We start from the raw sequence: 11,632 nt of genomic DNA on the forward strand, positions 1-11,632 counted from the left end.
CCGGGCCGGGGCCGCGCGCCGGTACGATCCCAAGTGCAGTTAGGGCAGGCTAACCTAAATGAAGGGCGCCAGGGTGACCACCGAGACCTACCGCGATGCCTGGGGCATCCCGCACCTGAGAGCCGCCGACGCGCGCGCCCTGGCCCGCGCCCAGGGCCGGGTGACCGCCCTGGACCGGGCCTGGCAGCTGGAGGTCGAGCGGCACAGGGTGCAGGGCACCTCCGCCGCCTTCCTCGGCCCGTCCGCCCTGTCCTGGGACGTCCTCGCGCGGCGGGCCCGGCTCGCCGACACCGCCAGGCGCTGCTTCGCCGCGCTGGAGGAGCGCGACCCCGAGACCGCCGACTGGGTCCGCGCCTACGCCGAAGGGGTCGAGGAGGGCCTGGCCGAAGGAGCGCGCCGGGCCCCCGAGTTCGCCGCGGTGGGTCTCGCGCCCGGCGGCTGGGAGCCCTGGCACCCCCTCGGTGTCTGGCTGTCCACCCACATCCTGTTCGCCGGTTTCCCCGCCAAGCTCTGGCGGGAGGAGGCCGCCCGGCTGCTCGGCGAGGACGCCGTGGGCCTTTTCGCCGCCGACGGGCCCGGCAGCAGCGGCAGCAACGGCTGGCTGGTCAGCGGGGAGCGCACGGTCACCGGGCGTCCCGTCATAGCCGGAGACCCGCACCGGTTCATCGAGGACCCCGGTGTCTACCAGCAGATCCGGCTGGCCTGCCCGGAGTTCGACGTCGTCGGCCTCGCCGTGCCCGGCGTCCCCGGCATCGCCCACTTCGGCCACGCGGGCCCGGTCGCCTGGGCGATCACCAACGCGATGGCCGACTACCAGGACCTGTACCGCGAACGCCTGCGCCGCACGGCGGACGGCGCGGTCGGGGCCCTGGATCCGGACGGCGCGTGGCGCCCGGCGACCCGGCTCGTCGAGACGGTCGAGGTGGCCGGGCGGGCCCCGGTCGAGGTGGAGGTCCTCGAGACGCCCAGGGGCCCGGTGGTGATCGGCGGGCCCGAGGCGACCGGCGACGCGGAGGCGGGCGCCGAGGCGGGCACCCCGGCGGCCGACGCCGACCGCCGGGAGGGCGCCGCCACCGACGGGTCCGGTGCCCTTGACCCGCGCACCGCCCCGGCACCCATGGCGACCGCCCTGCGCTATCCGCCCCGCGTCACCGCCGACCTGGGCTTCAGCGCCCTGCTGCCCCTCCTGCGCGCCCGCAGCGTCGCCGACGTGGACCGTGCCCTCGACCTCTGGGCCGAACCCGTCAACGTCGTCCTGGCCGCCGACGCGCACGGGGAGGTCCTGCACCGGGTCGCGGGCCGCGTGCCACGGCGCGCCGCGCGCAACGGCACCCGGCTCGTCCCCGCCTGGGAGCCGGGGTACGAGTGGACGGGCTGGCACGAGATGCCCCGCGTGACCGTGCCAGACGGCATCGCCGTGATGGCCAACCAGCGGGGACCGGCCACCCCCTTCGGCGTCGAGTTCGCTCCCCCGCACCGGGCCGCCCGCATCCAGGCCCTGCTGGAGCGCGAGGACGCCTGGACGGCGGGGGACATGGCGGCGATCCACACGGACACCCATCTGGCCTCCGCCGCGCCGCTCATAGCCCGCCTGCGCGCGCTCGACGGCCTCAGCACCCCGGCGGCGGGACTGCGCGAGAGCCTGCTGCACTGGAACCGGCACATGGACGCCGACAGCACCGAGGCGGCGGCCTTCGCGGCGGTGCGCGGCGCGGTCGTACGACGGCTGGCGGCCGAGCCCGCCTTCGCCGCCCTGGCCACCCCGCCCGCGTACCCGGACGTCTTCCTGCCCTGGCTCGCCCTCCTGCCGCGCACGGGGTTCGCCCTGGAACACCTGCTCGACGCGGAGGATCTGTACGGCATCGACCGTACGGCGATCGTCCGGGACGCGCTGGAGGAGGTCGCCCAGGACCCGCCGTCCGGCCCCTGGGGCGACACCCACCGGCTCGCCGCCTGGCGGGCGTTGGACCAGGCGCCGGGCGGGGCCCCGGCCCTGTCCGGCGACCACGACTGCGTGCTGTGCACCTCCGCGGTGCCGGGCCTGAGCGACCTGAGCGCGCGCGGCCCGGCGGCCCGCTACGTCTGGGACCTCGCCCACCGCGACGACAGCCTCTGGGTGGTTCCCTTCGGGTCCTCGGGCGTCCCGGACTCACCCCATCACCACGACCAACTCCCCTCGTGGCTAGGCGGCGACCTCGTCCCGGTCGTCACCGACTGGAGCCGGCTCAGGAAGGAATCACCATGACCACCGAGGGATACGGCACCACCCGCCAGGCCGTGTACGAGCAGGCGGTCGACGGCTTCGGCACCGTGCGCGTCCTGCCCCTGGACGCGTCGGCCGACCAGGACGTCGTGCACGCCTGGGTGCGCGAGGAACGGGCCCGCTTCTGGGGCATGACCGGACTGGCGGCGCGCGAGGTGGGCGAGATCTACGCCCATATGGACACGCTCCCGACCCACCACGCCTACCTCGCGGTCAAGGACGGCGAGCCGGTCGCGCTGCTCCAGACCTACGAGCCGGAGGCCGACCGGGTCGGTGAGTGCTACCCCGTCGAGCCCGGCGACCTCGGCATCCACGTCCTGTTCGCCCCGGCGGGTCCCGGCGGGCCGCGCCCCGGCTGGTCCTCGGCCCTGCTGAGCGTGCTGACCTCGTACGTCCTGACCGGCCGGGGCCGGCGCCGCGTCGTCGTGGACCCCGACGAGCGCAACACCAAGGCCCTGGACCGCTTCCTGCGCGAGGGCTTCACCCCGGGCCCGGCCGTCACCCTGCCCGAGGTGGACCTGCCGGACGTCCACCTCCCCGAGAAGCGAGCCCGCCTGGCCTTCCTCACCCGCACGCCCTGAGCGGACGCCCCGACGGCCCTCCGCGCGGCCGGTGCGGCGCCTACGCTGCCCCTGTGACGCCGGACGATCTCATCGCGCACTACGGCCTCGAACCGATCCCCCGGGAGGGCGGCCGGTTCCACCGCACCTGGACGGGGCCGCCCCGCGGGGACGGCCGTGCGGAGGGCACCGCCATCGTCGCGCTGCTGACCGGCGACCCGGACGACTACTCGGCGCTGCACCGGCTGCCCACGGACGAGGTCTGGCACCACTACCTGGGCGACCCGCTGGAGCTCCTGCTCCTCGAACCCGGCGGCGCCACCGGCACGGTGCTGCTCGGCCCGGACGTCCTGGGCGGCCAGCACGTCCAGTTCACCGTCCCGGCCGGTACCTGGATGGGCGGCCGGGTCGCCGCCGGCGGCGCCTGGACGCTCTTCGGCTGCACCATGGCCCCGGGCTTCACCGACGAGACCTACGAGCACGGCGACGCGGCCGCGCTGACCGCCCGCTACCCGGCCGAGGCGGCCCGCATCGCCGGGCTGTGCCGTCCGTGAGCGGGCTGCTGGCGGGCCAGGTCGCCCTGGTGACGGGCGCGGGCGGCGGCATCGGGCGCGGGATCGCGCTGCGGTTCGCCGAGGAGGGCGCGGCGGTCGCCGTCCACTGCCGCGCCTCGGTGGACGCGGCCGGGGAGGTGGCCGGGCGGATCCGCGCCCTGGGCGGGCGGGCCGTCGTCCTGCGCGCCGACCTCGCCGAGGAGGACGCGTGCCACGACCTGGTCCAGCGCGCGGCGCGATGGGGCGGCGGACGGCTGACGGCGCTGGTCAACAACGCGGGCGTGCAGCCGACGCGAGAACTGGACGGGATGACGGCCACCGAGTGGCGGGCGGTGTTCGACACCAACCTGTCGAGCGTGTTCGCCTGCACCCAGGCGGCGGTCGCGGTCATGCGCGCGGCGGGCGGCGGGACCGTCACCCACATCGCCTCCATCGAGGCCGCCCACCCGGCTCCCCTGCACGCCCACTACTGCGCGTCCAAGGCGGCGGTCGTCATGCACGCCCGGTCGGCGGCGCTCGAGTACGGCCCCGACGGCGTCCGGGTCAACACCGTCTCCCCCGGGTTGGTCGACCGGCCGGGCCTTGAGGCCGAGTGGCCGGAAGGGGTGCGGCGCTGGCGCGGGGCCGCACCCGCCGGCCGGCTGGGGCGCCCGGAGGATGTCGGCGACGCCTGCGTGTTCCTGGCCTCGCCGCTCGCCTCCTGGGTCACCGGCCATGACCTCGTGGTGGACGGAGGGGTGTCGGCCCGGCCGACGTGGTGAGACGGGCTGCCGTCATGATGGCGGGAGCCCGCCCGGGCGGCCGCCGATGTGCCGCCACGCTGAGCGCGGAGAACTCCGCGTCCGTACGTAACGGGGCCGGGAACGGACCGACGCGGGAGAGCTGACGTGGCTGAGGGGCGCACAGGCGTGCGGAGTCCGTGGGCGGCGGTGCGCGGACGCGGGCCGCGGCGCGCCCTGTTCGCGCTGCTCGTCGTCCCGCTGCTGCTTCTCGCGGGAGCCGGCACCGCCTCCGCGCACGCCACGCTCGAAGGCGCGGGGCCGGTGGACGGCAGTGTGCTGAAGACCTCGCCGAAGGCCGTGACCCTCACCTTCTCCGAGTCGGTGGGGCTGCTGGACAACTCCATCCGCGTGTACGACCCCGGCAACCGGCGGGTCCACACCGGCAGGCAGGAGCACGCGGACGGCCGCTCGGACACGGCGAGCGTCACCCTTCCCGCTCTCGCGCACGGCACGTACATCGTGGCGTGGCGCGTGGTGTCGGCGGACAGCCACCCCGTGTCCGGCGCCCTGACCTTCTCCGTCGGCAAGCCCTCCGCGTCCAGGGCGGTCCTGCCGTCCGACGAGGCCCAGGACGCGGCCTCGTCGGCCCTGTACGACCTGGCCCGTTACGTCGCGTACGGCGGTCTGGCCCTGCTGCTCGGCGTCGCCGTGTTCACCCTGGCGACCGGTGTGGCGGCCGGGGCCGTGCGGGGGCTGCTGGTGGGCGGCTGGTGGACGCTGCTGGCGGCGACGCTCGCGCTGGTGCTGCTGCGCGGGCCGTACGAACGCGGCAGCGGCCCCGCCGCGCTGACCGACCTCACGGTCCTGCGGGAGACGGCCGTGAGCCGGCCGGGCCTCGCACTGCTCGCCCGGGTGGTCCTGCTGGGCGCGGCGGCGGTGTACGCGCGACGGACGGGACCGGCGGGCCCCGGGATCCCCCGGCGGACTCCGGCGCGGATCGCGGTGGCGGTGCCGCTCACGCTCGCCCTCGCGCTCACCTGGGCGGTGTCCGAGCACGCCGCCGCGGGTCTCCAGGTCCCGCTCGCGATGACCTCGGCGGTGCTGCACCTGCTGGCCATGGCGGTCTGGCTGGGCGGACTCGCCGCCCTGCTCACGGTGCTGTACCGGGCGCCCGAGGACCTGCCGGCCGCCGCGGTCACCCGGTTCTCGCGCCTGGCCCTCGCCTCCGTCGCCGTCCTGGTCGTCACCGGCGTCTACCAGTCCTGGCGCGGCCTCGGCTCCTTCGGCGCGCTCACCTCCACGACGTACGGCAGGCTGCTGACCGCCAAGCTGGTCGCGGTCGCGGTGCTGCTGGCGGCGGCGGCCTTCTCCCGCCGCTTCACGGCACGCCTCGCGGCGCCCGACGGGGCGGTGATGCCCGACGGGGCCGTGTCCGGTGGCGCGGTGTCCGGTGGGGCCGAGGGGGCCGGGGTGACGGTGGCAGCGCCGGAGCGGGTGCGGGAGACGGTGGGCGCGGCGTCGAGTTCCGCGACCACGGCGGCTGCGTCCGCGACCGCGGAGTCCACGGTGGCCGTGTCCGCGCGCACGGACTCCGGGCGGACCGAGGACGTACCGCCGGACGGCGAGGGAGCGCACACCGCACCGGAGGGCGACCACCCCCCGGGCGCCGGGGGCCGGGCGGCCTCCGAAGGTGGTACGCCACCGGACGACCCGGCGCCGTACCGGCGTGCCCTGCGCCGCTCGGTGCTGGCGGAGATCACCGTCGGCGTGGTGGTGCTGGTGATCACGACGCTGCTGACGGGCAGCCAGCCCGGGCGGGCGGCGACGGAGGAGGCGGCGGCGCGGACGGCGGCGGACCAGCCCCTCGGCACCGCCACCGAGGTCCCCTTCGACGTGGGCACGCCCGGCGGGCACGGCAAGGTCCAGATCGAGCTGTCACCGGGCCGGGTGGGCGAGAACCAGGTGCAGGCGTTGGTGTTCGGCCCGGACGGCGGTGTCGCGACCGTGCCCGAACTGCGCCTGTCCTTCACGTTCGAGCAGCGGGGCATCGGCCCACTGGACGCCAGGCTTCGCAACCAGGGCGGGTACTGGGGCACGGACGCGCTGAACCTGCCGCTCCCGGGCGTCTGGACGATGCGCGTGAGTGTCCGTACGTCCGAGATCGATCAGGTCACCGTGTCGAAGAAGGTCCGTATCGGATGACGGGCGGCGCCCCCGCCGTCGTCCCCGGACAACCCGCAGGTGACGCCCGGCACCGTAAGGGGGTCCGTCAACAGCCGCCGTAGACTGTGCTGTTCGTTGGGCCGTTCGCGATTCCACCATTGCCGACACGGGTCTTGACGCGTGTGCGGACAGACGAGTCTCATGGCGCCACGATGTTCGGCCGAGTTGGTTTCTGGTGGATTCTGACCCCTCCTCGGAGAGCCCATCCGTGACCGACCCCTGCCTCCAGGAGCCGTCATGCACCCCACCTCCTCCGCTGCCTCCCCGACCCCCTTTGCCGACCCCGCCCGCGGCCCCCGTCCCGGCGGTGGCCCGAGCCGTCGTTCCCTGCTGCGCGGCGCCGGTGGGGCGGCCCTCCTCGCCGGCGCCGGCACCCCCCTGCTGAGCGCCTGCGGCGGCAGCGGCCCGGGCTCCGACCCCAAGACCGTCACCCTCGGCTCCAACGCCTCGGACGCGGTGCCGAAGGCGGCCTTCGAGAGCGTCTACACGGCCTTCAGGAAGCGGTCCGGCATCACGGTCGCGGTGAACACAAAGGACCACAACACCTTCCAGGAGCAGATCAACTCCTACCTCCAGGGCACGCCGGACGACGTGTTCAACTGGTTCGCCGGGATCCGCATGCAGTTCTTCGCGGCGAAGAAGCTCGCCACTCCGATCGACGACGTCTGGGAGAGGATCGGCGGCAACTTCCCCGAGGCGATGAAGAAGCTCAGCAAGGGCGAGGACGGCAGGTACTACCTCGTGCCGATGACCACCTACCCCTGGGCGGTCTTCTACCGAAGAAGCGTCTTCCGGCAACACGGCTACCAAGTCCCCACCACCTGGGACCAGTTCACCTCCCTGTGCCGGCGGATGAAGCAGGACGGACTGGTCCCGATCGCGTTCGGCGACAAGGACCAGTGGCCCGCGATGGGAACGTTCGACCAGATCAACTTCCGCCTCAACGGCTACGACTTCCATGTCCGGTTGATGGCGGGCAAGGCCGCCTGGACCGACGCCAGGGTCAGGACCGTCTTCGACCACTGGGCCGAGATCCTGCCCTACCACCAGGACGGGGCGCTCGGCCGCACCTGGCAGGACGCCGCGCAGGCACTGGTCGCGAAGAAGGCCGGCATGTACGTCCTCGGCAGCTTCGTGGCCCAGCAGTTCACGGACAAGGCCGACCTGGACGACCTCGACTTCTTCGCCTTCCCCGAGCTCAACCCCGCGTACGGGCAGGACACCGTGGAGGCGCCGACCGACGGCTTCATGGTCAGCCGGGCCCCGAAGAACCACGACGGTGTCGTCAAGCTGCTGGAGTACCTCGGCTCCCCCGACGCCGAGCAGACCTACCTCAGGACCGACCCGAGCGTGGTGGCCGCCTCCACCCGGGCCGACACGTCCTCCTACAGCGCGCTGCAGAAGAAGGCGTTCACGATGATCAGCGGCGCCAAGACCCTCACCCAGTTCATGGACCGCGACAGCCGGCCCGACTTCACCTCCACGGTGATGCAGCCCGCGCTGCAGAAGTTCGTCCAGGACCCCAAGGGGATCGACAGCCTGCTGTCCTCGATCGAGCGGCAGAAGAAGACGATCTTCGCCTCCGGGTGACGGCAGACATGGCCAGCGACACGACACCCCGGGCGTCCGCGCCCTCCGCGGCCGCCGGAACCAGGACCCCGGGGGCGGCCTCCGCGCCGCCCCCGGGCGCCGCCTCGACCGCCCGCGGCCGCCGACGCCTGCTCACCCGCCGCGACCGGATCACGCTCGCCCTGATGGCGGGCGTGCCCACCGCCCTGCACGTGCTCCTCGTGTGGGTCACCGCCCTCGCCTCGATCGCCCTCGCCTTCACCACCTGGGACGGCATCGGCCTCGACTCGATCACCTGGGCGGGGTCGCGCAACCTCACCCAACTCCTGACCGACAACCCGCAGTTCTGGCCCGCCCTCCAGCACAACCTCGTCTGGTTCGCGGTGCTCATCCTGCTGCCGACGCCGTTCGGGCTGTTCCTCGCCCTCCAACTGGACAAGAGGATCCGCTTCAGCCGCGTCTACCAGACGGCGTTCTTCCTGCCCGTCGTCATCTCGATGGCGTGCACCGGGTTCGTGTGGCAACTGGTCTACAACCCGGACACCGGCCTGATCAACAGCATCGTCGGCGCCAACAGGCCCGGCCACTACATCGACTGGATCGGCGACCCGAAGCTCAACCTCTGGGCGGTCCTGGTCGCCGCCTGCTGGCGGCACACCGGCTACGTGATGATCCTCTACCTGGCCGGGCTGAAGAGCGTCGACCCGTCCCTGCGGGAGGCGTCCGCGCTGGACGGCGCGAACGAGTGGCAGACGTTCCGGCACGTCGTCTTCCCGACGCTGCGCCCCACCAACACGGTGGTCCTGGTCGTGACCGTCATCGAGGCCCTGCGTGCCTTCGACCTGGCGTTCGTCTTCAACAAGGGCGCCCAGGGCACCGAACTGCTGTCGATCCTGGTCACCGACAACATCATCGGCGAGTCCAGCCGCATCGGCTACGGATCGGCGATCGCGGTGGTGCTGCTGGTCATCTCGCTCGCCGTGATCGTCCCCTACCTGGTGGCCACCTTCCGAAAGGAGCGGCGGGCATGAGCACCTCCGCCCCCGTGCGGCGGCCCCCGGCCCGGCCGGGCCGGGTCCTGCTGCACGTCTTCCTCGCCGGGTCCGCCCTGGCCTGGCTCGCACCGCTGCTGTGGGCGCTGTTCTCGGCGCTGCGCCCCTACCGCGAGACCAGCGCCAAGGGCTATGTGTCCTGGCCGGACACGCTGAACCTGGACAACTTCACCCACGCCTTCGAGCAGTCGGACATGGCGCACTACCTCGGCAACACACTGCTGATCGCGGTGCCCGCCGTACTGCTCACGCTGTTCCTGTCCTCCTGCGTCGCCTTCCACGTCAGCCGCTTCGACGCCCGCCTCAACCTGGCGCTGCTGCTGGTCTTCACGGCCGGCAACCTGCTGCCGCAGCAGGTGATCATCACCCCGCTCTACCGGCTGTACCTGCTCACCGACCTGCCCGGCATCACGGCGAGCGGCAAGCTCTACGACTCGGCGCTCGGCCTGGTGCTGATCCACGTGGCGTTCCAGTCCGGGTTCTGCGTGTTCGTCCTGAGCAACTACATGCGGACCCTGCCGCACGAGCTGACCGAGGCGGCGCTCGTCGACGGCGCCTCCGTATGGCGGCTCTACTGGCAGATCACCCTGCCGCTCTGCCGTCCGGCGATGGCGGCCCTGGCGACCCTGCTGTCCATCTGGATCTACAACGACTTCTTCTGGGCCCTCGTACTGATCTCGACCGGCCGCGACATGCCGATCACCTCGGCCCTGAACAACCTCTCCGGCCAGTACTTCACCGATCCGAACCTGGTGGCGGCGGGCGCCCTGCTCACCGCGATCCCGACGCTGATCGTGTACTTCGCGCTCCAACGCCAGTTCGTGAACGGCCTGACCCTGGGCGCCGGCAAGGGGTGACCGGCTGACCGGCTGACCGGCTGGGACGGCTCCGGGCGGGCCGTCAGAGCGTCGAGGAGGCGACCGGTTCCCGTTCGAGGGCGCCCTCGGGGAGCCGGTCCACGAGGATCATGGCCACGTCGTCCACCAGGCTGTCATGGGTGTGGCTGATCAGCCGCTGCCGCAGTTGCTCCAGGAAGTCCTGGGGGGTGCCGGCCCGCACGTCCTCCATCTCCCGGGGCAGCGGGAAGAAGTCCCGGGAGGTGTTGCGGGCCTCCACCACGCCGTCGGTGTGCAGCAGGAGGCGGTCGCCCGGCACGAACGGATGGCTCTCCGTCATGGCGGCCGGTCCGGCCATGAAGTCCTCCAGCCCGAGCGGCGGCAACGGCGTCCTCGGCACCAGCGCCCGCGCCCGCCCGTCGTGCAGCACCAGCGGGGCCGGGTGGCCGCGGTTGACGAGCTGGACGATGTCGTGGACCGGCACCTGGGCCACGAGCGCGGTGACGAAGCACTCCATCCGGTACTCCTCGTCGTGGCACCCGAGGGCGCACTCCCGCCGCAGGGCCGCCGCGCAGTGCTCGATGACCTCCGCCAGGTCCCGCTCGTAGTGCGCGGTCTCCCGGAACGCGCCCAGCACCGCCGCGGCGGCACGCACCGCGGGCAGCCCCTTGCCCCGGACGTCCCCCACGATCATCCGGACCCCGAACCGGGTCTGCACCGCCTCGTACAGATCGCCGCCGATCTGGGCCCCGGCCTCGGCGGCGAGGTAGACGCTCGCGGCCCGGACCGGCCCCAGCCGCGGAGCCACGGGCCGCAGCAGGACGTCCTGCGCCGCCTCCGAGACCCGGCGGATCTGGTCGAGCTCCACCCCCCTGTGCGTCCGCATGACGGCACTGATCGTGATGCAGGACACCGACACCACGAGGAGGCCCAGCAGGTTGCTGTAGATCTGCTCACCGTCCCAGGCGTGGTGGACGGTGGCGCTCACGACGCTGACGGCCAGGGCCCCGGTCGCCGCGAGGAGGGTGCCCAGCGGGCCCATCGTCAGCGCGGCGAGCGCGGGCGTCGCGGTGAGCAGGGGGCCGGTGTAGAGGTGGTGGAGGGGAGAGAGCTCGATGCCCAGGCCGACGAGCACGACCACGAACGGCACGCACCGCGCCACGGAGAGCAGGACCCGGTGAGGACCGTGCGCCACCGCCTGTGGTGGGCAGCGGGAGAGCGACCACATGCCAACAGCCTCCCTCGCCGCTCCTCGATCTTCCACCCGTGTGCGCTCGACCGAGCGCGGGGGCGCCGGGGCAGCCCCGCACCGGGGGGCGGGTCGCGGTCTCAGTCGTGGACCCGGGCGGCGGGCAGCGGCCGGCGGTCGACGCAGTAGGCGTCCGGGGACGCGCTCGCTGCCTGTCGGCCCTTGATCTCCACGCGCGCGCCCAGCTCGATGGCGTCGTACACCCGCTTGCCGTCCTTGGGCGCGAGGCCGAGCGCACCGCGAACGGTGTCCGCTCCGACGAGGGGGGCGTCGGCGGGGTCCAGCGCGAACATCAGCAGCCGCTGGTGGTGGCCGCGATCGGTGAAGGCGATCGACCACCGACGGGAGGTCGCGTGGTCGACGAGTCTGCTCGGGGCGACGTCCAGGACGGGGTACTTGGCGGTGACCGTGACCGTCCTCTCGCCGATCGGGCACTCCTTCCTCGGCGCGGCGAAGGAGAACCTCTCGCCGCCGACGGCCAGGGTCCGGGTGTCCAGGTCGACCGTCACCCCGAAGTAGACGTGTGCGTCGGCCAGCTGGTGCGGCACGGCCTCCTCGGTCGCCCTGCGGAACTCGACGCCGGGGAAGGCGGCGGACAGCGCAC

10 protein-coding genes are annotated in these 11,632 nt (G+C 73.5%); 8 read left to right on the forward strand and 2 right to left on the reverse strand.

Annotated features, from left to right (window positions below):
* The first annotated feature begins 58 nt into the window (after positions 1-58).
* The 8 genes from AB0C59_RS33485 (at position 59) to AB0C59_RS33520 (ending at position 9,800) form a co-directional block, all read left to right on the forward strand.
* Entirely contained in the window at positions 59-2,245 is a 2,187-nt protein-coding gene (locus tag AB0C59_RS33485; protein WP_363011375.1) for a penicillin acylase family protein, read from the forward strand.
* Positions 2,242-2,844, forward strand: coding sequence for a GNAT family N-acetyltransferase (locus AB0C59_RS33490; RefSeq protein ID WP_363011377.1), 603 nt, complete (start codon positions 2,242-2,244; stop codon positions 2,842-2,844). Before AB0C59_RS33485 ends, AB0C59_RS33490 begins: the two co-directional genes overlap by 4 nt.
* A 53-nt stretch (positions 2,845-2,897) precedes the next feature.
* Positions 2,898-3,377: a cupin domain-containing protein gene (locus AB0C59_RS33495; RefSeq protein ID WP_363011379.1), complete on the forward strand. Its 480-nt coding sequence runs from the start codon at positions 2,898-2,900 to the stop codon at positions 3,375-3,377.
* Positions 3,365-4,138 carry an SDR family NAD(P)-dependent oxidoreductase gene (locus tag AB0C59_RS33500; RefSeq protein WP_363011381.1) on the forward strand — a complete coding sequence of 258 codons (774 nt, stop codon included), beginning with the start codon at positions 3,365-3,367 and terminating at the stop codon, positions 4,136-4,138. The genes AB0C59_RS33495 and AB0C59_RS33500 overlap by 13 nt, the downstream gene beginning before the upstream one ends.
* A gap of 147 nt (positions 4,139-4,285) precedes the next feature.
* The gene (locus tag AB0C59_RS33505) at positions 4,286-6,301 is read left to right on the forward strand and encodes a copper resistance protein CopC (RefSeq protein ID WP_363011383.1); all 2,016 of its coding nucleotides are present in this window, start codon (positions 4,286-4,288) and stop codon (positions 6,299-6,301) included.
* Between the two features lie 258 nt (positions 6,302-6,559).
* Entirely contained in the window at positions 6,560-7,912 is a 1,353-nt protein-coding gene (locus tag AB0C59_RS33510) for an extracellular solute-binding protein (protein WP_363011385.1), read from the forward strand.
* Positions 7,913-7,920: 8 nt separating this feature from the next.
* On the forward strand, positions 7,921-8,922 hold the full coding sequence (locus AB0C59_RS33515) for a sugar ABC transporter permease (RefSeq protein WP_363011387.1): 1,002 nt from the start codon (positions 7,921-7,923) through the stop codon (positions 8,920-8,922).
* Positions 8,919-9,800, forward strand: a complete 882-nt coding sequence (locus AB0C59_RS33520) for a carbohydrate ABC transporter permease (RefSeq protein ID WP_363011389.1) — start codon at positions 8,919-8,921, stop codon at positions 9,798-9,800. Before AB0C59_RS33515 ends, AB0C59_RS33520 begins: the two co-directional genes overlap by 4 nt.
* Before the next feature lie 43 nt (positions 9,801-9,843).
* Here AB0C59_RS33520 and AB0C59_RS33525 read toward each other — a convergent pair whose 3' ends face one another.
* Positions 9,844-11,007 (reverse strand): PP2C family protein-serine/threonine phosphatase, encoded by a 1,164-nt coding sequence (locus AB0C59_RS33525; protein WP_363011391.1) that lies wholly within the window; start codon positions 11,005-11,007, stop codon positions 9,844-9,846.
* A gap of 101 nt (positions 11,008-11,108) precedes the next feature.
* The coding region (locus tag AB0C59_RS33530; RefSeq protein ID WP_363011397.1) for a hypothetical protein at positions 11,109-11,632 on the reverse strand (524 nt) is incomplete at its 5' end.

The sequence above is a fragment of the Streptomyces sp. NPDC048664 genome (assembly GCF_040650555.1).
Taxonomy (GTDB): Bacteria; Actinomycetota; Actinomycetes; order Streptomycetales; family Streptomycetaceae; genus Streptomyces.

Excerpts from the sequence above, each read along its gene's own strand:
- AB0C59_RS33520 (WP_363011389.1), top strand. The coding sequence starts at position 8,919 with ATGAGCACCTCCGCCCCCGTGCGGCGGCCCCCGGCCCGGCCGGGCCGG.
- AB0C59_RS33510 (WP_363011385.1), top strand. The coding sequence starts at position 6,560 with ATGCACCCCACCTCCTCCGCTGCCTCCCCGACCCCCTTTGCCGACCCC.
- AB0C59_RS33490 (WP_363011377.1), top strand. The coding sequence starts at position 2,242 with ATGACCACCGAGGGATACGGCACCACCCGCCAGGCCGTGTACGAGCAG.
- AB0C59_RS33525 (WP_363011391.1), bottom strand. The coding sequence starts at position 11,007 with ATGTGGTCGCTCTCCCGCTGCCCACCACAGGCGGTGGCGCACGGTCCT.
- AB0C59_RS33485 (WP_363011375.1), top strand. The coding sequence starts at position 59 with ATGAAGGGCGCCAGGGTGACCACCGAGACCTACCGCGATGCCTGGGGC.
- AB0C59_RS33515 (WP_363011387.1), top strand. The coding sequence starts at position 7,921 with ATGGCCAGCGACACGACACCCCGGGCGTCCGCGCCCTCCGCGGCCGCC.